We start from the raw sequence: 22,273 nt of genomic DNA, 5'->3' as shown, positions 1-22,273 counted from the left end.
CGCGGGGGCCGAAGCGGACCGACGATGCGGCAACTGGTCACCATCGTCGCGTGCGTGGCCGCGACTGCGACCCCGACCGTCGCCGCCGCGGCGCCCGCCACCGACCCGGACTGCCCGGCCGTGGCGGGGATCTTCCTGCCCGGCACCTGGGAAACCGGTCCCGACGCAGACGAACAGGTGCCGGTCGGACTGCTCGCCCCGCTGGCCACCGCACTGCGCGCCGACCTCGACGACCGTTTCGAGGCACGCTATCCGGCCTACGCCGCGGTGGCGTTCGACGGCATGCCCTATGCCGAGAGCAAGGCCACCGGTGTCGGCGCCGCAACGCGGGCTCTGCGTGAGATCGGATCACGCTGTCCGGCAACGAGATTCGTTCTCGCGGGTTACAGCCAGGGCGCGGACGCCCTCGGCGACGTGGCCGCGACCATCGGCTGCACCGGATCGCCGGTGCCCGCGGACCGTGTCCTCGCGGTAGGTCTGATCGCCGACCCGCGCCAGGGCACGGCCGGCGCGACCTTCATCGGCCCACCCGTCCTCGGCGCCGGGCTGGCGGGACCGCGCGCCGGCGGCTTCTGCGACCTCGCCCCCGTCACGGCCCAGATCTGCGCCGTCCGCGACAAATACTGCGCCACCGAATCGGCCGCCAGCCCCTTGCTCAGCACCCTCGGCCGCCTGCTGTCCCAGCCAACCGGCATCGACGCGATCCCCACCGACCCGGCGACCGCGGCCCTGGACGGACTCCTCAGCTCCGATTTCGCCGACGTGAACCTGCCCGCGCTCGCCACCGGCATCGACCGCATGGCCTCCGCCCTCGCCACCGGCTCACCCGCCCGCACCGCCGCCGCGGCGGGCCGACTCACCTCAACGCTGCGTCCCCTGCGTGAGCTGTCCCGTTGGGCGACACGCAATCCCGCTGCCAATGCCGCGTTGGCCGCCGCCGCACCGAACGCCCCCGAAGCCCTGGCCGCCGCTATCCTCGACAGCGTCGCCGTATCGGACCTCGACTCGGCCCTGACCGTCCTCGAGGCCGCGGGCGATACGGACCGCGTCACCTCCGCCGACGCCGCGCGTGCCGTCACCACCGCCACCGCACCACTGCTCGAACTCCTGGCCGCCCACTCCGAGGACGCGGTGCGCGCCGCCTGGCATGTCCTGGCCCGCGCCTGGCCCTCGGCGCTGATCGACCGATTCGCCGACGTGGCGGCCGACGGTGTCCGATTCGCCGACGCGCTGCCCGCCATCGGACTGGCGGTGACCCGCATCGCGGCGATGGCGCGTCCGGGCGCGGATATCGCTGCCGTGGCACGAGAACTGAGCGACCTCGTCGCGATCGTCGATCGCGCGCTGTCCCCGCTGCTGCGCACCGCGGGCGACAACCTGTTCGAGGTCTCCCGCATCCTCGGTCTGGTCCCCGACGCTACCGGGTCGATCTCGCTTGCGGCCCAATTGGTGCGCGCCGTCGCGGAATTCGACATCGCCGCCATGACCGAACGACTGATCGACCTCCGTGACGCGCTGTGGCGGGTGACCGACGCACTCGCGGCGGGCGCGCCGCCCGCCGCGATCGTCGCATCCGCCGCGGCCGTGCCCGCGGCCGCCGCCGAGGTCCTCGCCGTCGCCGTGACCGACCTCGGCGGCGCCGCAGGCGCGGAAATGAGCAGGCTCGCCGACACCATCGCCGACGGTGACAGTGCACGTGGACTGGACCGACTCGTCTCCGAAGCGCTGAGCACCGCCGTCTTCGTCGTCTCGGGCGCGCACCAGAGCTACGGCAGCTACGTCGTCGACGCCGACGGCACCACCGCGGTCGACTGGCTGGCGCGCTGGTTCGTCGACAGGATTGCCCGGCAAGCGGATCGCTGATCGAATCGTGCGCGGACCTCGGCGATTCGCGCGGTCCGGGACCGGCGACGAATGCGAGACGGGCCGCCCGACGCCGCGTGCGAATCGAACGGCCCGGCCGGTTCAGCCGGCGGAGACCTCGCTTCGGTCACCGCTCCACAATGTGTGGTACTTACCGTCGGCGTCCACGCGTTCATAGGTGTGCGCGCCGAAGTAGTCGCGCTGGGCCTGGGTCAGTGCCGCCGGGAGCCGCTCGGCGCGCAATGCGTCGTAGTAGGACAGCGACGAGGCGAACGCGGGCACCGGAATTCCGAGGCCGGTCGCGGTGATCACGACACGTCGCCAGCTGTCGATGGCGGTTTCGACGGCCTCGCGGAAGTAAGGGGCAAGGATCAGGCTCGGCAGCCGCGGATCCTGCTCGTAGGCTTCCTTGATGCGGTTGAGGAAGCGGGCGCGGATGATGCAGCCGCCGCGCCAGATGGTGGCCAGATCACCGGGGTGCAGGTTCCAGCCGTATTCGGCGCTGCCCGCGGCGATCTGGTCGAAACCCTGCGCGTAGGCGACCACCTTGGACGCGTAGAGCGCCTGGCGGATGTCCTCGGTGAACTGCGCGACATCGGTTGGCTCGGCCGCGAGCGTGCCCGAGGCCAGGCCGCGGGCGGCGCTGCGCTGGGCCCGCGATCCCGACAGGGCGCGCGCGAAGACGGCCTCGGCGATACCGGTGACCGGAACGCCCAGGTCGAGCGCGGATTTCACGGTCCAGCGGCCGGTGCCCTTCTGTTCGGCGGCATCGACGATCACATCGACCAGCGGTTCGCCGGTCTTGGCGTCGATCTGCCGGAGGACCTCGGCGGTGATCTCGACCAGGTAGCTTTCCAGGTCGCCGGTGTTCCACTGGGTGAACACGTCGGCGATCTGCTCGGCGTCGAATCCGAGCGCGTCGCGGAACAGGTGGTACGCCTCGCCGATGAGCTGCATGTCGGCGTATTCGATGCCGTTGTGCACCATCTTCACGAAGTGCCCCGACCCGTCGGGCCCGATGTGGGTGCAGCAGGGGGTGCCGTCGACCTGCGCGGCGATCGATTCCAGCAGCGGGCCGAGCGACTCGTAGGATTCGGCGGGGCCGCCGGGCATGATCGAGGGGCCGTTGAGCGCGCCCTCCTCGCCGCCGGAGATGCCCGCTCCGACGAAGTTCAGTCCGCGTGCCTTCATGGCGGCTTCGCGGCGGATGGTGTCGGTGTAGAGGGCGTTGCCGCCGTCGATGATGATGTCGCCTTGTTCCATCACGGCGGCGAGTTCCTCGATGACGGCGTCGGTGGCATCGCCCGCTTTGACCATGACGAGCACCCGGCGCGGTTTCTCGAGCGCCGCAACGAACTCCTCGACGGTCTCGGTGCGCACGAAGTCGCCGTCGCCGCCGTGTTCGGCCAGCAGTGCGTCGGTCTTGGCGATGCTGCGGTTGTGCAGGGCGACGGTGTAGCCGTGCTTGGCGAAGTTTCGGGCGATATTGCTGCCCATGACCGCGAGGCCGGTGACCCCGATCTGTGCGCGCGCTGCCATCAATCAGCTTCCTTCGTCGACGGTGTAGGGGCGTGCCGCGCGAACGGGCGGCCCGACCCCTATCTTTCTACTACCTCCGGCAGCGGGGCCGGACACCGCGCCGCCCCGCGGCCCGTCGACGGGCCGTGCGGGCGTTCAGGTATGCAGGGTGCGATAGGCGGCCGCGGCCAGGTACTGGCGGCAGTCGGGGCCGTGTCCGGCGTGCGTGCTGCACAGGAATCGGGCCAGGTCGAGATCCAGATCGGTGGGATCGGCGTGGCAGTCGCGGTGTCGCGAGTTCCACAGGTCCCTGGTGTCCAGCGATGTCTGCATCGTGCACCTCCCGTTCCGTATCCGGTGGGGTGTGTCATGGACGAGGATGTCACGCACCGGGTTTCATCGGGTCACGAGTTTCCACTCGTCCGGCACGCGCGCCGTGGTGACCTGGTCGCCTTCGGCCTCGAGGTCGACGGTCACCGCGCCGAGGCGCAGGTCTTCGAGTCGGATGCGACCCCAACCGCGCGGCACCAGCGGCCGGACGGTGAGTGTGCGCGCGGGCACGTCGGGGTCGAGTCCGAGGAATGAGCGGACCAGCAGCAGCGGTGCGGCGCTGGCCCACGCCTGCGGTGAACAGGATGTCGGATACGGGACCGGCACCGAGAACTGGTCGCGGGCGAATCCGCAGAACAGTTCGGGCAGCCGCCCGCCGAACGCGGCGGCCGCGTCGAGCAGTCCGGCTGTCAGCCGCCCGGCCAGTTCGACCGCGCCGGGGATGTGGCGGTAGCGCAGCAGTCCGGCGACGGCGATGGCGGTGTCGTGCGGCCATACCGATCCGCAGTGGTAGCTCATCGGGTTGTAGGCGCCCATGGAGGTAGCCAGGGTGCGCATCCCGAAACCGGTGTTCATCGTGTCGCCCGCGAGGCGGTCGATCAGTTGGGCGGCGTGCTCGTCGGTGACGATGCCCGTCCACAGGCAGTGCGCGGCATTGCTGGTGAGCGCGTCGACGGGACGTTTGCTCGCGTCGAGGGCGACGGCGAACCAGCCGCGGTCGGGCAGCCAGAACTGCTCGGTGAACTTGCCGCGCAACTCCTCGGCGCGTTCGCGCATGAGCGCCGCGGTGCGGGTGTCGTCGAAGGCGTCGGCCAGACGCGCGCGGGCCAGGAACGCCGCGTAGGCGTAGCCCTGCACCTCGCACAGCGCGATCGGCGCCTCCGCGAGATGTCCTGCCGCGTCGTTGATTCCGTCGAAGCTGTCCTTCCAGCCCTGGTTGATCAGACCGCGGTCGGTGGCGCGTTGGTATTCGATGAACCCGTCGCCGTCGCTGTCGCCGAATTCGGTCATCCAGTAGATCGCGGCGTCGGCGGCGGGCAGCAGTGCCCGAACCGAGTCCGTATCCGCGCCCCAGCGGTGGGATTCGGCCAGCAGCATGAGGAAAAGCGGTGTGGCGTCGACGGTTCCGTAGTAGGTGTCGCCACCGAGGACCTGACCGCTGGCCGGTCCGCGCCGCATCTCGTGCATGATGCGGCCGGGTTCCTCTTCGGTGAGCGGATCGACGTCGCGGCCTTGGAGTTCGGCCAACTGCTGGAGGGTGCCGAGGGCGAGATCGACCTCGAGCGGCAGCGTCATCCACGCGGTCAGCAGGCTGTCGCGGCCGAACAGGGTCATGAACCACGGCGCGCCCGCGGCCACGAACGGACGGCCCTCGCCGGACTCGTCGTGGATCTGCAAGGCGCCCAGGTCGCTTTCGGACCGCCGCAGTATCCGGGTCAGGACGGTGTCGGTCGCGGTGATCTTGGTGGCGGTGTCGCGCCAGGCCGCGATCTTGCGGCACGGCGCGCTGTGCTGATGGTGGTGTTCACCGGGGGTGTGGGTGATGGGCGGGTGCTGGTTGCCGACCGTGGGGTGGGCGATGATCTCGGTGTGCCAGCGCCCGTTCGGCGGCACCACCACTCGCCAGTGCAGACTGCCCGGCAGTACCGTCGGCTCCACGCTCGCGGTGATCGAGATGGCGCGCATGCGGTCGGTGCGGTCGTGCAGCAGCAACTCGGCCTCGGCGACGGTGATATCGGCGCGCATGTGACCCGCGCGCCCTTCCTTGACCGCGAACAGATCCACGAAATCGGCCTCGACGTGCAGTTCGAGGGCGACCGCGGTGGGTTCGCGGCCCATGTTCTCCAAGGTGATCCGCTCGTGCATGCCGTCGGCGACGAGCCGTTCGCGCAGCACCAGCAGGGTCGAGTCGGCGCGGCCGGACTGCGGGGGCCTGCGCAGCACGAAGCGTGCGGCGAAGGCCTCCGGCGACAGCACCGACAGCGACTCAGCGGGTTTGCCGTCCACGAGCAATTCCCACCGCGACAGCACGCGCGCGTCGCGGAAGAACAGTCCGTGTGGACGCCCCGGCTCGACATCGCCGAGCCGGTCCGACAGGCAGAAGGTGCCGCCGTCGACGAGGGTCACCGAACCTCCGCAGCCGCCGAGCGCGGTCGGCTCACCGGAATTGAGCGGCGCGGGGTCGGGTGGGCTCCCGGCGTCGACACTCATACGGGCTCGCTCGCCACGGTTCGAATCGGCACCGTCTCGTCCATGCGTGCGGTGCGAGTGCGGTTGTGGCCGCGCAGCAGTCGGGAATAGACCTGCTCGTAGCCGCGGCCGAGGGTGTCGGCGCCGAAATTGGCCTCCACGTGCGCGCGGCACGCGGCCGGGTCCATGGCGCGGACCTGCTCGATCGCGGCGGGCAGTTCGGCCGGGTCCTCGCAGATGCGCCCGGTCACACCGTCGACGACCACTTCCGACACCGCGCCGCCGCGTAGCGCGACAACCGGTGTGCCGCAGACCATCGCTTCGATCATCACCATGCCGAACGGTTCCTCCCAGCGGATCGGGAACAGCAGACACCGTGCACCGGCCAGCAGTTTGCGCTTGGCCGTCGCGTCGGCGAGCCCGAACACGTAGTCGTCCGAGGTGAGCAGCGGTCGCACCTTCTCCTCGAAGTACGCCTTCTCCGGTGCCTCGCTGCACTTGCCCGCCAGTACGAGAGGAATCTTAGCGGCGTGCGCGGCTTCCAGGGCCAGATGCGGCGCTTTGTCCTCGTTGAACCGGCCGAGGAACAGCGCGTAGTCGTCCTTGTCCACCTGATACGGGAAGCTGTCCACCCGCAGCGCGTTGTGCACGCGCCCATGCCAATTCAAGTCCGGGGCCAGTTCGCGCTGGCGGTCGCTGATGGCGACGAGCGAGACCTCGGCCCCCAATTCGCGGTAATAGGTGTAGCAGTCGTCCTGGACCGGGCCGTGCACGGTCAGCACCGTCGGCAGTCCGAGCCCGGAGTACGCCGGGGCGTTGAGCGGTCCGGCGAAGGTGTGATCGTGCACCAGGTCGATACCGGAAGTGGCGGCGAGGTGTTCGACCGCCTTGCGCACCTTCAGCGCGTGCACGACCTCGGGGAAGGGTTCGCCGAGTCGTTCCGGCAGCGCGCGATCCCACACGGGAACGAAGTTGGCCGAGGTGCCCGGTTCGCCCGCCCCGATGAGACTGACATCGTGGCCGCGAACGACGAGGGCGTCGACCAGATCCGCCACCACGGCCTCTACCCCGCCGTACGCCTTCGGCGGTACGTCGAAATACGGGGGGACGACCATCGCGATGCGGAAGCGTTCGCCGACATGATCGATCGACAGCAAATCCGAAGAGGCGATATGCGCCGAGAACGGCGTGGATAGACCAGCGCTCATGACCTTCCTTCCAACCGTCAACACATCCACCCAGCACTCGGTGCGCTGGGCGCCGAACGTGGTGGCCGCCTCGGCGGAGGTGAAGACCGAGCCTGCACCGCCGTCCATAGGGCTTGGTTGGCCTGATCGCTCCAATGTGATCAGGGGGGCCGTGAAAAACGTACCTCCAAACGAATGTCCGAAACCAGACACAGCGTCGCGAAATTTGCTGCGACTCGAACGCGGCACCCGGTTATGGGCGCGTTGTCATCGAAATGTGATCGTATTTCGGCGTGTTGTCGTCACGAATTTTTCCGCGCCGAGACCCGACTCGGCCCGTGTGCGGGCGAACTGCGCGCACAGGACGCGCAACGGTGGCGCGACGGCCGAGCGGCCTTCACTGCCGATAGCTGTCGGTTGACACGCGCTCGGGCGTGTCGGAAATCCGGTGCGGAAACCGGCTTCTCGGACAGGCGTGTCCCGCCGGTGGTCTTTCGGTCGACGGACCGGTCGGTGCGCGCAAGTGGTGACGTCTCGGGACTGGTAGGTGACAGCGGTGCGGTCGCCGACTGTCCCCCGCGGGGGTGTGCGCCGCGACATCACCGGATGACGCCCCGGCGCACGTCCCCCGATGAACGCGAGAAATTTGCTGTTAGCGGTCTGTCCCCGGGGTCGCGGCGACAGCGCGTGGTCGCCGATCGCTGCCGGTGCTGCCACACGGTCGTCCACGCGCAGACCGTGCGCGATCGCGAGAAACAAGAAATCCCATGACGGAACGAGCGAGAGAAACACTCCGGCGGATTTCGATCGGACCCGCACGGCATATCGACGACAGGACCGCCGCGACGGTGCCGAGGAAATTCGGGAACCCCGCCGACCCGACCCGCTTCCGGTCGACCGAGTTCTGAATCAAGTCTCCGGCATCCGGCTTCCACCGATCTTCGGCGACAATATGATTCGACTTCTCCGCGACTTCCGCGGGCCGCTTGTCGCGGAATATCCCCGTACGGTCCGGGACATACACCCGACAGAGTATGTATATCGAGGCCGTGGACGTGTAATCATGTGGCCGAACCGCGCCCGGAATTCCGGGCGCGGTCGGCGTTCTCCCGGCGTGCCGAAAGATATTGACGCGCCGATATTTCCGCAGCTCGAGATCGGTCGCACCGGACATGGCGCCCGACCGACCCCGGTGGTCCGCGACGACGCGGGCACCCCGAGCCCTCCACGACAGAACATCCAGGAGCACAATGAGATCCCTCGACGAAGCGAGTGCGGTCGACCACACCGGCGGCGCGCGCGTGCTGGTCCGAGCACCCGGACGCATCGCCCACCGCCGCACCGCCGCACGCGCACTCGCCCCCGTGGTGACCGCCGCACGTGATTCCACCGACCCGCAACGCCGCGCCCAATTGTGGTTCACCGCGGTCGAATTGCACGAGCTCGCCGGACACGCCGATCCCGCCGCGGCGGCGGTGGACCGCGCCGCCATGTTCGAGGCACTGTGCGAGCTGGCCGGTGTCTGCGCCCACGACGCCACCGGACGCGCTGTCCGCGACCGAGCCATCGACCTCGCGGGCGAGGACCCCGATCTGCTCCTGCGCGCCCTCACCTGCCTACGCGCGCCGCTGATCTGGTCCGATCTCGGCGGCGGTCCCCGCTCGACCCGCGTGCGCGATCACCTCGAGGCCGCCCTCGCCCGCACCTATCCGGCCGTCCCGCGCGCCCGGCTGCTCATCGCGACCGTTTTCGAATCCGGCGGCGGCGCCGCGGTCGCCCTGCGCTACCGTCGCGCATGCGAAGCGCTCGACCTCGCATATTCCGTCGGCGAACCGGAACTGATCTGCGCCGCACTCAACGCCGTCGCCGTGACCCTCACCGGACCGGCCATGCTCACCGGCTGGCGGGCCGTCGCCGAAGAACTCACCCGCGTGGCCGAGTCGCTCGGCGCCGAGCACTACCGTGCCCTCGCCCACTACCTGCATTTCCGCGCCGCCTGCCGTGACACCGACCTGCCCGCCGCCGCCCACCACGCCGACCGCGCGCTCGCGCTCGCCCGGGGCGGCACGCTGCGCACCCAACTCGACACCCTTGTCGCCTTCGGAGCGGTGGTCGAACTGCTGCGCGGCGACACCGACGCCGCCGAACGCGACTACCGCGAATTCGCCGACCGCATGGTCGAATCCGGTGTCGCGCCGGATCGGTCGATCGCGATCATCGGCGACTGCGCACTCGCCTGGGCGCGCGGCGAATTCGCCGGACTGCGCGGCCGACTGGCCGCCGTCTACGCCACCGAACCCGACCGCGTCGCCCAACCGTATGTCGTGGCACTACTGCGTAGCGGCGATCGCACCGAGGCGCGGCGGCTGTTCCAGCGCCACGCCGACGTCTCCCGGCACTATTTCTGGTCGATCATGACCGGCTTCCGCGCCCACGCCGCCATCGCCCTGCGCGATATCGAAGCCGCGGCCGAACTGTTCGACGCGCTGCTGCCGTATTCGGGCACCATCCTCGGATTCGACACCGGCCTCGCCGTTTTCGGCCCGGCCGACGACCTGCTCGCCGACCTCGCGACCGTACTCGGTGACGAGGAGTCCGCCGGGATCCTGCGCGGCCGCGCCGAAACCGTCCGCAACCGAATCCACTCCACCCTCGACAACGCCGTCGCCCCGAACTGAGGACGCGAGCGGCCCGTACCGGGCGATGACGGGCGCGGGGGAGTCGGTTCCCGCCACGGACGATCCAGCCGGACCTGGCAAGCGCCGTCGCCCGGCGGCACCGGATGCGCCGGCGCGCTTTCGGCCGATACCCATCCGAGGTGCGGTTCCCGTCGAACACTCGATGACATCCACTCATCGAGAGAGGCGGGTCGTGCGAGCCAGTGCGCTGAGAGGTTTCATACCGATGCCCGCGATCCCCCGTACGCGCATATCGGCGCCGCCGTCCGTCCCGATCGGGGTCCGACTGCGGCGATGCGGCGCCGCGGCGATCTCGACGCTCGCCACGGTACTACTGATCGGTGTCGGCGCGGTCTCGCCCGCCCGCGCCCAGCCCGCCACCGGTCTCTACACGATCCGCCCGTTCGCCCACCTCGACCGGGTCCTCACCGTGGACCCGACGTCGAAGGCGGCGATATGCGAACCCGATGCCGACGATCCGGCGCAGTCGATACGCTTGCGACCGGTCCGCGGCAGATACACATTTCTCGATCAGAGGATCATCGAATACCTCGACTATGCCGCCGATGGCCGAGCCGTCTGGACCGACCGGATCACCATGTGGGACGTGATTCCGGCCAGTGGATTCGGCAGCGATGTCTTCATGATTCGCCGGTCCGACACCGGTGGCGCACCCGATGAGGTCCTGACCTGTTCCGAGGGCGACGACTGCGGAGTGATCCAGCTGGGACCGACCGGCGACGGCGCGCCCGAGAGCCGGTTGTGGAAGTTCGAACTCGCGTCGGGAGCGCACTCCGGTGTCGCCATTCGGGTCGGTCTCGGTGAAACCGGGCCCCACCGCGTTTGATCCGCATATTCGGGAATGCCTTCGCGTGTCGGTGTCGGCGGATTCACGGCCTCGGTCCCGATGGCGGGTGGTCATGTCCGCGGACTTCCGGTGCGGCGGGCGACGGTTGGAGGACGAAGACCGTTCGCGCGCCGCCGCGGTCGTGGAACTTCTCGTACGCGGGCCAGATCCGCACCAGTTCGGGCCAGTACCGCTCGAGTTCCGGCGTGGACGCGCCGCGCGCGGTGACATCGAACCGGTCCCGTCCGACCTGGACCTGCGCGTGCGGTTGCGCCCGCAGGTTGAGCGTCCAGGGATTGGTCCGCTCGAAACCGGGATCGACATTGCATACGACCAGGCAATCCCCATCACGCACATAGAACAGCGGCACCGTCCGCCTCTTCCCGGTGCGGCGCCCGACCGTCGTCAACAGCAGAATCGGAGACCGGCCCGCGAAGTTCACGCGCCCGCCGGTGCACCGGTACAGACGTTTCTGCGCCGGTGAGACGATCGCGCCGATAATGAGCACCCCGAGGCGGGTAGCGCCGAATTCGCTCACCATCGCGGTCAGAACACGCCAGATCCGTCCACTCGACACAGCCCCATCCTCCGGGTCCCGAGGATGCCCGCACCAGGGAAGAACGACCCGCGGCCAGGGCCCGTAGGGCACCTCGCGTCACCATGACCGGGCGGGTCAGAGGGAGGCGATCCAGCGTTGCAGGCGGCGGCCCTCGGTGGCCATCAGCTCGGGCTCGCGGAATGTGTTGGTCAGCACCGAGATCCCCTGGTAGGCCGCGACCAGCGCGACGGCAAGCTCGCGCGCGTCGTGCCGGTGTCCCATCTCCAGGAACTGCCGTTCGGCCCAGTCGACGAGGCCGCGCATGTGCTCGGCCAGCTTCTGGTCGAGGCCGTCGCCGCGCTTGTCCAGTTCCGAGGCCAGCGTGCCGGTGGGGCACCCGTACCGCGCGGCGAGATCACGCTGATCGACCCAGCCGCGGACGAGGGCGTCGAGCCTCTGGCGTGGGGTGGGCAGCTCGTCGAGCTGGGCGAGCCATGCGCGCAGTGCGTCGCCGTGGGTACCTATGGCGGCCTCGACCAGCTCGTCCTTGGTTTTGAAGTAGTAGTAGACGTTTCCGACGGGCACGTCGGCCGCGCGCGCGATGTCGGCGAGCGTCGTCTTCTCGACCCCTTGCTCATGCAGGACGGTAGCCGCGGCGGTGGCGAGCCGCTCGCGCTTGCCCGGTTCTCGCGCAGTTGAGTGAGCCACCTGACTAAGTCTAGACAAGGCGGCGTGACCCGGCTAACGTCCATGAATAAGTCAGTCAACTAACTAAATTCGAGGAGTGACAGTGATCGCGGTAACGGGCGCGACCGGAAACGTCGGTGGCGAGCTGGTCCGTATCCTCACGGCTGCCGGCGAGGAGGTGGTCGCGGTGTCGCGCCGACCCGGGCCACTGCCGAACGGCGTGACACACCGAGCGGCCGATCTCGGTGACCCCGACGGCCTGCGGGACCATTTCGAAGGAGTCGACGCGCTGTTCCTGATCGTCGCCGGCGACGACCCGGATGCGATCCTCGGCATCGCCGAGGAGATGGGAGTCCGGCGGGTCGTGCTGATGTCGTCCCAGGGCGTCGGCACCCGACCGGCGGCATACAGGCACGCGGCGATGTTCGAGGCCGCGGTGCGCGACAGCGGGCTGGAGTGGACGATCCTGCGCTCCGGCGGTCTCGACTCCAACGCGTTCGCGTGGATCGATTCCATCCGCGCCGACCGCACCGCCGCCGCACCGTTCGGCGGCGTCGGGCTACCGAACGTCGACCCGGCCGACGTCGCGGCGGTCGCCGCGGTGGCACTGCGCGAAGACGGACATCTCGGCCGGACATACGAACTCACCGGCCCGGAGCCGGTGACCCCGCGTGAGCGGGCCGCGGCCATCGGCGCCGCGCTCGGCGTCCCGGTGCGCTACGTCGAACAGACCCGTGACGAGGCGCGGGCCCAGATGTCGGCATACATGCCCGAACCGGTCGTCGACGGCACTCTCGCCATCCTCGGCGACCCGTTGCCGACCGAACGACGCATCAGCCCCGACGTGGCCCATGTCCTCGGCCGTGCCCCGCGCACCTTCGCCGACTGGGCCGCCCGCACTGTCGCCGCCTTCCGATGAATCCCACCGTTCCTGGCCGAGCCGTGGATCGCGACCCTCACCACGATCCGCTCCGACGGCACGTCGCACCGGTGCGGTTCACCTGGGACGACGCGACGAGCACGGCCCGCGTCCCGACACTCGACCGCGTCCTCACCCTCAACCTCTGAAAGGACATCCGTGCCCGACACCCACGTACTCGACTCGACCATGCACCACCGCGAAATCGGCACCGGCGCGCCGATCGTGTTCCTGCACGGCAACCCGACCTCGTCGTACCTGTGGCGCAACATCCTGCCCGTCGTCGGCCCCGGCCGGTCGCTCGCCCCGGACCTGATCGGCATGGGGGACTCGGGCAAGCCGCCGATCGACTACACCTTCGCCGACCACGCGCGGTACCTGGATGCCTGGTTCGACGCGATGAGCTTGGACCGCGTGGTGCTCGTCGGCCACGACTGGGGCGGCGCGCTCGCGTTCGACTGGGCGGCCCGTCACCCGGACCGGGTACGCGGGGTCGCGTTCACCGAGGCCATAGTCAAACCGATGAGCTGGGAGGAGTTTCCCGAGGCCGGTCGAGACCTGTGGCGCGCCATACGGACCGACGGCGCCGGTGAGTCCCTCTTCCTGGACGAATCGTTCGTCCGGGACGGGCTACGTGCGATCTCGGACCGACTCGAGCCCGCCGACCTCGCGGTCTACCGGCGCCCGTACCCGACGCGCGACAGCCGGATTCCGCTGCTGCGCTGGGCACGTTCCATGCCGCTGGATGGGACACCGAGCGACGTCGTCGCGCGCGCCGAGGCGTACGACGAGTGGCTGGCCTCCAGCCCGGACGTGCCGAAGCTCATGGTGACCTTCACACCGGCGTACGGAACGATGACCGAGCCCGCGGTCATCGACTGGTGCGCGAGAACCATCTCCGCCCTCGACATCCAGCGGTACGACGAGGTCGCGGGCCACCACACGCCCGAGGACCAGCCGGACCTGCTCGCCTCCGCCATCTCCGACTGGCTCGACCGCAACGGTCTCCGCTGAGGCGCCGTGTCCGCATCGGTTTCAGAGACCCAGTTTGGTGACCGCGTTGTCCTCCAGAGGGTTCGCGGTACGGATATAGCCGTGAACGGTACGCGGATTGGACCAGCGACCCTGGCGCATGATCTCGCGATCGGCGGCCCCGCCGAGCGCGGCCTGGGTCGCGAAACCCGCGCGCAGGGAGTGACCGGAGAACAGGGCGGGGTCCAGACCAGCGCGGGCCGCGTAGCGTTTGACCAACTCGGCCACCGCGCGGCCCGACATGGGGGCGGAACCGATGGTGCCGTGCCGATCGATGGTGGGCAACAGTGGTCCGTCGGTGAGGACCGTGCCGGTGAAACCGTGACAGCGGTGTATGTCGGGATCGGGATTCGGCGACTGACACGACCACACGCGCACACCCGCGGTGCCGTGGGCGGTGTGCACTTCCAGCAGGCGAATCCAGTCGGCGAACATGCAGATCGGACAGGTGCGGGGACGGCGGCCGCGGGGGAGGGCGACGCGTTGTTCGGCCGCGCCGGTGGGGTCGGTCTTGGTGGTCGGCAGGTGGATCAGCAGGACCGGTTCGCCCGTGGCGTGGTCGACGGTGACCCGGACGTCATCGACGCGTAGCCCCGCGAGTTCGCTGCGTCGCAGCGCACCCGCGAAACCCACCAGCAGGGCCAGAGCGTCGCGTCGGCGCGCCGGCTCGGTGGGCCAGCCCGGATCGGGCAGCCCCGCCAACAGTTGGTCGAGGGTGTGCAGCAGGATCGGGTGCTTGCGGGTCGGCGGGGTGCGGCGAGTGCGGCGAATGCCGCGCAGGGTCAGGCGAACGACATCGGAACGGGTCGGCGACGCGAGTCCGTTGGCGGCGTGCACCGCGGCGATGGCCGCCGACTTGCGTTCCAGCGTCGCCGCGCTGAACGCCCATGCACCGTTGTCGCGGCGCGCATCGGCGGCCGCCGCCAGATACACCGCGACATCCAGCGCGTCCGCGGGCAGCGCACAACGTCCTTCGGACGCGCACCACCCCGCCCAAGCGATCCAGTCGGTCCGGTACGCGCGCAACGTGTTCGCCGACTGGGAGGCCTCGAGATACCGCCGCAGCGACCCCGCCTGCTCGTCATCGAAACGCTCGCGCACCAACCGCAACGCCGCCGCGTCCACCAGCACACTGCGCACCCCGCGCCGCAATTCGTTGCGCACCGACTCCGGCACCGCCACTACCGCTTCCCGCTCGCTCACCGCCGCACCTTCCCACCCACTCGACCGGTCGCATTCACCCTAGGCCCTCACGCACGACGAAGAAGCCCGTGAGCGACGAGGGCCATCAGGGTGTCGGCGCGTCGCGCCGGGTCGGCTGGCGATTCGGCGGCCAGGGATATGCCATTGGCGAGTTGTAGGACGTCCTCGACGGTCACGCTCGAATCGACCGAACCTTCGTCCTGGGCGCGGACGAGGAGTTGCTGTGCGGCACTGCGGATCATGGCGTGCGGTGAGAATGCCGGATCGGATTCGTATCCCGTCAGTGCGGGTCCGAGTCCTCGCGAGGTTGCCGCGTGCGCCACCACTTCGCGCAGCCAGGCCATCAAGGCGGCCCCCGCGCTCGGCGCTGTCAGCAGTTCCTGCGCCCGTGCGCACAATGCCCGCACGCGATCACGCAGCACCGCTTCCAGCAGTTCCGCGCGGCGGGGGAAATGCCGATGCAGGGTGGCCGATCCGACTCCGGCGCGGCGGGCGATCTCCTCCAGTGACGCCTCGGCGCCCGCCTCGGCGATCACCGCACTCGCCGCGGCCACGAGCTTGTCGCGGTTACGTCGCGCATCGGCCCGCCGCCGATCCGGCGAGCCGGAGTTCTCTCCCATCGGTCCGACACCTTCTTGCTAATTGGGGTGGGCACCCCATATCGTAGCCGACGATAAATGGGGTTACCCCTCCAATTATTGAGTGGGGACGTGAGGAGACGAAGAATGCACATTGGCGTAGCGGTCGGTGACGTACGCGGTCCCGCCACCTTGGACACGGTCATCGACCAGGTGCGAACGGCAGCCGACGCCGGAATGGCCACGGCGTGGTCGGCTCAGGCCCTGGGCTGGGACGCGCTGACCGCGATGGCGGTGGCCGGTGCGGCTGTCGCCGACATCGCGGTGGCTACGGCCGTGGTTCCCGTTCCCCAGCGGCACCCGATGGTGCTGGCCGCACAGGCGCTGACGGTGCAGGCCGCGGTGGCGGGACGGTTGACGCTGGGTGTGGGCACGGGTATCGGTGCGATGGTCTCGGGAATGTTCGGATTGCCCTCCGATCGGCCCGTGCAGCGCATGCGCGAGTATCTGACGGTGCTGTGTCCGCTGCTGCGCGGGGACAGCGTCGACCACCACGGGCCGACACTCACCGCCGTGGGGTCGGTCATGGTTCCCGCGGGTGTATCGGCGCCACCGGTGCTCGTCGCGGCGATGGGTCCTCGGATGGTGCGGTTGGCGGGAGAACTCGCCGACGGCGCCGTCACCTGGATGACGGGACCGAAAACCCTTGGCGAGCATATTGTTCCGGCTCTCACCGCGGCGGCCGCCGACGCCGGACGGCACGCGCCGCGAGTCGTCGCCGGCCTGCCCGTCTGCGTCACCGACGCCCCCGACGACGCCCGCGCCCGGATCGCCGACCAGTACGCGCTCGCCGCCCAGGTGCCCGAATACCGCGCCACCCTCGACCGGGAGGGCGCGGCCGGACCGCAGGACGTCGCGATCGTCGGCAACGAAATCGAAGTGGCGCGGTCACTGTCCCGATTCCGCGACGCCGGCGTCACCGAATTCATGGCCGCGCCTTACGGCACCGTCGACGAACAGGGCCGCACCCTCGACCTGCTCGCCGAGCTGGCACGCTGAACCCGAGAGGTCGGCGATGCCGAACCGAGAGGCCGGGCGGCGTTGTCGAGGAATGCGCGCTGCCCGTCAGTGCGCCGATGGGTTCGTGAACGTACACGCCGGTCGCCCCGGATTGGCGCCGCTTACGGGAACTCGCCGATGTCGGTAACCGCGCCGGCGTCCGATGACTTCGTCTGCCGCTGGTCCGGGGTCGAAAGGCCCTGTATATGCCGGCCGGCGAAGCGGAAGGTGGATCTCATAGCCGAGGGATCGAGCGCGGAGCGGCAGGGTCGGAAAACCGGAGGAACAAGGGAGCTCGACGATGGCGATGCGACCGAAACCGCATTCCGGTCCCGATGAGCCGGCCCATGTTCCGGTGGAAAGCACGGCCGAGCGCGGACACGGTCGTGGAGGCGTCGACACCGGCACCGACGAAAGCCGCACCGAGTTCGGCACGCCCCCGACACGCGCGAGGGCTCGGACCGCGCCCGCTACGACACAGGCCGTCACGGCGTCCAGCGGATCGCCGACATCCTCGGCGTCGAACGCGGCCCCGCCACGGACTCGAGGTGAGGTCCACATGACAACGACCGCACACACGACTCGACCGGTCGGCCCGGGTGCTCCCGCGCGGTTCGCGCGATCGGTAACGCGTGTTCTGATCGATTTCCGGTGGTACATACTGGCGTTCGCCGCGGTGGTCGCGTTCGGGCTGGGCTGCGTCGGATTCGTCGAGCACTTGGCCGATCCGACTCCGACGGATGTCGTGTTCCACAGTCTCAAGCTGTTCTTCTTCACCGCCCCGGACGCGACCCGGCTGCCGCCGACGCTGGACGTGGCCCGTTTCCTGGCACCGGTGGTGGCCAGTTTCGCCGGGCTGAGCGCGCTGGCGGCGCTGTTCCGGGATCGGGTGCTGCAGATGCGCATTCCGCTGATGCACGGCCATGTCGTGGTGTGCGGTGTCGGCTATGTCGGCGCCGAGTTCCTGCGCCATCTCCAGAAGGCCCACGTCGCGGCGGTGGTCATCGAGTCGGATCGGACCAATCCGCACATCGAGCTGTGCCGCCGGTTACGCATCCCGGTGATCGTGGGCGACGCGCAGCTGAACCGCAACCTGCGCGCGGCAGGTGTGCGCCGGGCCGATCGGCTGTTGGCGGTTTCCCCCAACGACGCGGTGAACACCGAGATCGTCGCTGTCGCGAGGCGTGCCGCATCGGGGCGGCCCGGCGGCGAGCTGAGATGCCTGGCCCGCATCGGTGACCCGCAGCTGTGCGGGATGTTGCGGGTTCAGGAGGCCAACCTGGCGGACGCCTCCGCACCGCTGGACTTCTTCAACCTCGACGAGGTGGGTGCGCGGCTGTTGCTCGATGACTTCCCCATCGACGAGGTCGGGCCGCACCGCCCGCATTTGCTGATCAGTGTTCTGGATGCCACCGGCGGGTGGCTGCTGGTCCATGCGGCACGCGACTGGCATGACCGGTGCCGAAAGCGCGGTCTGAACCCCGCGATCACCCCGTTGTGGGTCACGCTGCTCGACGCCCACGCCGAGCAGCGCCTCGGTTCGCTGGTCGGGCAGTATCCGGCCCTGGCGCAGGTGTGCCGGTTCATCTGCGCCGCGCCGTCGGTGTCGGATGTGCGGGATCTGGCGGCGCGCTACGCGCAAGACGGTGCGCCGCCGCTGACCCGCTGTTACGTGACGGCCTACTGCGACGAGGACGCGCTGGAAGCCGCCCTGATGCTGCGCCACGAAATCGATCCGACGGTGCCGGTCGTGGTGGTGCTGTCGCGCAGGCAAGGGGTGAGCCGGTTGATCGAAGAAGTGAACACCGGCAACGCGCCGATGAGACTGGACGTGTTCCCGACGCTGCAGCGCACCTGCACCACCGAACTGTTGCAGAGCGGATCGTTTCACGCGATCGCGGTGGCGATCCATCGCCGGTGGCGCGACGCGCAGCTGGCCGCCGGGAAGCCCGCCCCCTCCTGGGACGAGTTGGACGAATCACGCAAGCAGTCCAGCTGCGCGCAAGCCCGCGACATCGCGGTCAAGCTGGCCGACATCGGCTGCGCGATCGCGCCGTTGCGGGACTGGGCGGCCGCCGATTTCACCTTCAGCGATGCCGAGCTCGAAAGGCTGGCCGTGGCCGAGCACGACCGGTGGATCGATGAGCGCCTGGCGGAGGGCTGGCGGCCCGGCCCCAAAGACCCGCAGCGGAAAACGACCCCCTATTTGGTGCCCTTCGCCGACCTGCCACCCGACATCGCCGAATACGACCGCATCTTCGTACGCGATATCCCGGTCTTCCTGGCCGCGGCCGGGCTACAGGTCATTCGATTACCCAAAACCTGATCACACAGTCGATTGCTCGCGCCATCGCGGGAATTTCGCCCGACCCGTGGCATCTGCTGTTCGTGGATGTAGCCGAGACCGGTGATCGGGTGGGTCGTTACCGCGCGCCATCGGGCGGGATCGGCAGGCCGGGGCACACCGCCTTGTAGCCGATATCGGGTGATACCCAGTCGCGCCACTGTTGGTGGCTCATGTTATGCGGGAGTTTCGCGCATAGAATGTCCCGCCACAGTTGGGGCCCGGGCCACAGCCTTACGGTGTGGTCTCTGCTGCCGGAGATGATGTGCCGCCCGTCCGGACTGAAGGCCACGCTGTTCACCGCAAGGGTGTGGCCGGTGAGGGGTGCGCCGATGGGCTGACCGGTGTCGGCGTCCCACAGTCGTAGCGTCTTGTCGTCGCCGCCGGAAATGATGCGCCGCCCGTCCGGGCTGAAGGCCACGCTGTACACCGCAAGGGTGTGGCCGGTGAGAGGTTGGCCGACGGGTTGGCCGGTGTCCGCGTCCCATATCCGCAACGTCTTGTCCTCGCTGCCGGAGACGATGCGCCGCCCATCCGGGCTGAACGCCACGCTGTACACCTCGTCCACATCGTCGGTGAGGGGTTGTCCGACGAGCTGGCCGGTGTCTGCGTCCCATATCCGCAACGTCTTGTCCTCGCTGCCGGAGACGATGCGCCGCCCATCCGGACTGAACGCCACACTCGTCACTTCGGCTGTGTGGCCGGTGAGGGGCTGACCGATGGGACGGCCGGTGTCGGCGTCCCATAGTCGCACCATGTCGTCTTGGCCACCGGAGACGATGCGCCGCCCGTCCGGGCTGAACGCCACACTCGCCACCGGTTCGGAGTGTCCGGCGAGCGGTGCACCGATGGGTTCGCCGGTGTCGGCGTCCCACACCCGCACGGTGTGATCGCGACTGCCGGAGACGATGCGTCCCCCGTCCGGGCTGAACGCCACACTCGTTACCGTTCTTGTGTGGCCGATGAGGGGCTGGCCGACGGGGTGGCCGGTGTCGGCGTCCCACAGTCGCACCATGTCGTCTCGGCCGCCGGAGACGATGCGCCGCCCATCCGGGCTGAGCGCCACACCCTCCACCCCATTTGGGTGGAGGAGGGACTGGCCGACGGCTTGGCCGGTGTCCGCGTCCCATATCCGCACTGTCTTGTCCTCGCTGCCGGAGACGATGCGCCGCCCATCCGGGCTGAACGCCACACTCGCTACCGGTTTGGAATGTCCGGCGAGCGGTGCACCGATCGGTTGGCCGGTGTCGGCGTCCCACACCCGTACCGTGCGGTCCCAGCTGCCGGAGACGATGCGTCCCCCGTCCGGGCTGAACGCCACACTCGCCACCAGGTCCTCATGGCCTTTGAGGGGTTGGCCGACGGGTTGGCCGGTGTCTGCGTCCCATATCCGCACTGTCTTGTCGTCGCTGCCGGAGACGATGCGCCGCCCATCCGGGCTGAACGCCACACCCATCACCCAACCCTCGTGGCCTTTGAGGGGCTGGCCGACGGGACGGCCGGTGTCGGCGTCCCACAGTCGCACCATGTCGTCTTGGCCACCGGAGACGATGCGCCGCCCGTCCAGGCTGAACGCCACACCCATCACCGAATCCTTGTGGCCTTTGAGGGGTTGGCCGATGGGTTGGCCGGTGTCCGCGTCCCACACCCGCACGGTGTGATCCCAGCTGCCGGAGACAATGCGCCGCCCATCCGGGCTGAACGCCACGCTGTACACCTCGTCCACATCGTCGGTGAGGGGTTGTCCGATGAGCTGGCCGGTGGCCGCGTCCCACACCCGCACGGTGTGGTCCGAGCTGCCGGAAATGATGCGTTTTCCGTCCGGGCTGAACGCCACGCTCGTCACCGGTTCCGAATGTCCGAAGAGCGGGGCACCGACGGGCCGGCCGGTGGCCGTGTCCCACACCCGCACCGTCTTGTCGCGGCCGCCGGAGACGATGCGCTTTCCGTCCGGACTGAACGCCACACTGGTTACCTCGGTAGCCGCCTCGATGATCTCGAGTGTCAGGTGCCGGGCAGCGACGGCATCGAGCATCGGGCCATCATTCGGTTTCGCCCCGATCATCGGTGCGGCGAGGATTTGCTGCAAGGCGCGGATATCGCCACCGCTCTGACGACCCGCCAGCATTTCCCCGGCCTCGGATACCAGAAGCTGGACTATCTTCTGATCACGTTCCCGCACAGCGTTCTGTTTCTGCGCCACTGCCTCTCGTTGTTTCTCGAACGCGAGGACGGCTGAGGCCAGCGCGAGGACGGTCAGCACCGCCAACCCGACGATGGCGGCGTTGCGCAGCCGACGGAAGCGACGTAGCTCGCGCACGTCGTCGCTGGCCAGTTCGTATTTGGTCTTGCCGTGGATCGGGGCGGCCAGATCGGTGACCTTGTCCCGGAACAATGGGGTTCGCGGATCCCAGGGTGCGTCATCGGTGACGTCGATGTAGCGCGGTTCGGCGGGCAGTGCTCCCGGTACGGTCAGTACCGGCAGCGCGACGGTGGAGCGGTCGGGATCGAACCTCCCCCCGGTCTCGTCCCACACCAACCGCCCACCGGTCACCACCAGCATCAACTGATCCGGACCGCGCTGCTCGAGCCAGTGACCGACCTCTTTGTCCACCCAATGCGACGCAGCGGAATCGGGGGACAGCACCACGATCAGATACCGGGAGCGGTCCAACGCGCCGGCCACATTGCCCCACAGATCCGGGCTGGCAGACAGGTCGGTGGCGTCCCGGAACACTCGCAGCGCGTTCAGCCTGCCCAATGGCCTGCCGATTTGGTGCATGCCTTTCTGAATTCCGCTCGCAACGGCCCCGTCGTGGTGGGTGTAGGAAATGAACGCGTCGTAGGCGAAAGATCCATCCTGTTTCGGTTTCTTCTGTTGTGAATCCGGAACCTTCGCGTCGGCCTCGCTCATGTGCTCACCTCACTGGTCGTGGACGGCTAGCTCATTTCGTCATCGGCTACTTCCACGGGCGGCTCCCCCTCGGACATCCAGGACCGGGACCGGTCACATAACCTACCCATTCCCTGCGTCGATCTTCTGCATTTGCCTGCTGCCTGCGCCCTCTGCCGCGCTCAGCTGCCCCGTCGACCAGGACCGTCGTCTCATGTCGATAATGCTGTGGCGGGCATGCTATTCGCCACTGATTGGGATTCGACCGGCTGAAACGGTATCGGCGCTGCGATGCCGACGGTCGGGGCGGGTTGCCACGCCGAGCCGGTCTTCAACATGCCGCCGACACCCTGGATATCGGCGGCATCCCAGCTTTTCTGAACAGTGGCGCATGATAGGTGGAGGGG

General features: G+C 69.0%; 17 protein-coding genes. 8 read left to right on the top strand and 9 right to left on the bottom strand.

Going from position 1 to position 22,273, the window contains the following annotated elements:
- The first annotated feature begins 54 nt into the window (after positions 1 to 54).
- On the top strand, positions 55 to 1,863 hold the full coding sequence (locus tag APZ21_RS08000) for a cutinase family protein (protein WP_162240317.1): 1,809 nt from the start codon (positions 55 to 57) through the stop codon (positions 1,861 to 1,863).
- 102 nt (positions 1,864 to 1,965) lie between these two features.
- Here the strand turns inward: APZ21_RS08000 and gndA are convergent, their stop codons facing one another.
- The 4 genes from gndA to APZ21_RS07985 all read right to left on the bottom strand — a co-directional run bounded on the left by gndA (position 1,966) and on the right by APZ21_RS07985 (position 7,109).
- Positions 1,966 to 3,402, bottom strand: a complete 1,437-nt coding sequence (gene gndA, locus APZ21_RS07995) for an NADP-dependent phosphogluconate dehydrogenase (protein WP_054812578.1) — start codon at positions 3,400 to 3,402, stop codon at positions 1,966 to 1,968.
- Positions 3,403 to 3,537: 135 nt separating this feature from the next.
- Positions 3,538 to 3,714 carry a hypothetical protein gene (locus APZ21_RS35030; RefSeq protein ID WP_169812065.1) on the bottom strand — a complete coding sequence of 59 codons (177 nt, stop codon included), beginning with the start codon at positions 3,712 to 3,714 and terminating at the stop codon, positions 3,538 to 3,540.
- A 63-nt stretch (positions 3,715 to 3,777) separates the two neighbouring features.
- On the bottom strand, positions 3,778 to 5,922 hold the full coding sequence (locus APZ21_RS07990; RefSeq protein ID WP_054812577.1) for an amylo-alpha-1,6-glucosidase: 2,145 nt from the start codon (positions 5,920 to 5,922) through the stop codon (positions 3,778 to 3,780).
- Entirely contained in the window at positions 5,919 to 7,109 is a 1,191-nt protein-coding gene (locus APZ21_RS07985) for a glycosyltransferase family 4 protein (RefSeq protein ID WP_082392928.1), read from the bottom strand. Before APZ21_RS07985 ends, APZ21_RS07990 begins: the two co-directional genes overlap by 4 nt.
- A gap of 1,229 nt (positions 7,110 to 8,338) precedes the next feature.
- On the opposite strand from APZ21_RS07985, the gene APZ21_RS07980 reads away from it, so the two are divergent.
- Both APZ21_RS07980 and APZ21_RS07975 read left to right on the top strand, forming a co-directional pair.
- Positions 8,339 to 9,766: a hypothetical protein gene (locus APZ21_RS07980; protein WP_054812576.1), complete on the top strand. Its 1,428-nt coding sequence runs from the start codon at positions 8,339 to 8,341 to the stop codon at positions 9,764 to 9,766.
- A gap of 226 nt (positions 9,767 to 9,992) precedes the next feature.
- Positions 9,993 to 10,613, top strand: coding sequence for a hypothetical protein (locus APZ21_RS07975; protein WP_054812575.1), 621 nt, complete (start codon positions 9,993 to 9,995; stop codon positions 10,611 to 10,613).
- A 43-nt stretch (positions 10,614 to 10,656) separates the two neighbouring features.
- Here the strand turns inward: APZ21_RS07975 and APZ21_RS07970 are convergent, their stop codons facing one another.
- Together APZ21_RS07970 and APZ21_RS07965 are read right to left on the bottom strand one after the other, a co-directional pair.
- Positions 10,657 to 11,190 (bottom strand): nitroreductase/quinone reductase family protein, encoded by a 534-nt coding sequence (locus tag APZ21_RS07970; protein WP_156370839.1) that lies wholly within the window; start codon positions 11,188 to 11,190, stop codon positions 10,657 to 10,659.
- A gap of 96 nt (positions 11,191 to 11,286) precedes the next feature.
- Positions 11,287 to 11,859, bottom strand: a complete 573-nt coding sequence (locus APZ21_RS07965) for a TetR/AcrR family transcriptional regulator (RefSeq protein ID WP_054812573.1) — start codon at positions 11,857 to 11,859, stop codon at positions 11,287 to 11,289.
- A gap of 76 nt (positions 11,860 to 11,935) precedes the next feature.
- On the opposite strand from APZ21_RS07965, the gene APZ21_RS07960 reads away from it, so the two are divergent.
- The 3 genes from APZ21_RS07960 to APZ21_RS07955 are packed head-to-tail and all read left to right on the top strand — an operon-like array spanning position 11,936 to position 13,771.
- Positions 11,936 to 12,757: an NAD(P)H-binding protein gene (locus APZ21_RS07960; protein WP_239476539.1), complete on the top strand. Its 822-nt coding sequence runs from the start codon at positions 11,936 to 11,938 to the stop codon at positions 12,755 to 12,757.
- 23 nt (positions 12,758 to 12,780) lie between these two features.
- Positions 12,781 to 12,906, top strand: a complete 126-nt coding sequence (locus tag APZ21_RS35970; RefSeq protein ID WP_275426187.1) for a hypothetical protein — start codon at positions 12,781 to 12,783, stop codon at positions 12,904 to 12,906.
- A 10-nt stretch (positions 12,907 to 12,916) separates the two neighbouring features.
- The gene (locus tag APZ21_RS07955) at positions 12,917 to 13,771 is read left to right on the top strand and encodes a haloalkane dehalogenase (RefSeq protein WP_054812571.1); all 855 of its coding nucleotides are present in this window, start codon (positions 12,917 to 12,919) and stop codon (positions 13,769 to 13,771) included.
- Between the two features lie 21 nt (positions 13,772 to 13,792).
- Here APZ21_RS07955 and APZ21_RS07950 read toward each other — a convergent pair whose 3' ends face one another.
- A complete protein-coding gene (locus APZ21_RS07950) occupies positions 13,793 to 14,992 on the bottom strand; it encodes a site-specific integrase (protein ID WP_054812570.1) in 1,200 nt (399 codons plus the stop codon).
- Between the two features lie 47 nt (positions 14,993 to 15,039).
- Positions 15,040 to 15,612: a TetR/AcrR family transcriptional regulator gene (locus APZ21_RS07945; RefSeq protein ID WP_054812569.1), complete on the bottom strand. Its 573-nt coding sequence runs from the start codon at positions 15,610 to 15,612 to the stop codon at positions 15,040 to 15,042.
- Positions 15,613 to 15,717: 105 nt separating this feature from the next.
- Here APZ21_RS07945 and APZ21_RS07940 point away from each other — a divergent pair, with 105 nt between their 5' ends.
- Together APZ21_RS07940 and APZ21_RS07935 are read left to right on the top strand one after the other, a co-directional pair.
- The gene (locus APZ21_RS07940; RefSeq protein WP_054812568.1) at positions 15,718 to 16,629 is read left to right on the top strand and encodes a TIGR03564 family F420-dependent LLM class oxidoreductase; all 912 of its coding nucleotides are present in this window, start codon (positions 15,718 to 15,720) and stop codon (positions 16,627 to 16,629) included.
- Between the two features lie 559 nt (positions 16,630 to 17,188).
- Entirely contained in the window at positions 17,189 to 18,955 is a 1,767-nt protein-coding gene (locus APZ21_RS07935; protein ID WP_054812567.1) for an NAD-binding protein, read from the top strand.
- 97 nt (positions 18,956 to 19,052) lie between these two features.
- Here the strand turns inward: APZ21_RS07935 and APZ21_RS07930 are convergent, their stop codons facing one another.
- The gene (locus tag APZ21_RS07930; protein ID WP_054812566.1) at positions 19,053 to 21,887 is read right to left on the bottom strand and encodes a toll/interleukin-1 receptor domain-containing protein; all 2,835 of its coding nucleotides are present in this window, start codon (positions 21,885 to 21,887) and stop codon (positions 19,053 to 19,055) included.
- Between the last annotated feature and the right edge of the window lie 386 nt (positions 21,888 to 22,273).

It is taken from the genome of Nocardia arizonensis (genome assembly GCF_001310275.1).
Classification (GTDB): Bacteria; Actinomycetota; Actinomycetes; order Mycobacteriales; family Mycobacteriaceae; genus Nocardia; species Nocardia arizonensis.
This window is presented reverse-complemented; position numbering and strand designations above follow the sequence as displayed.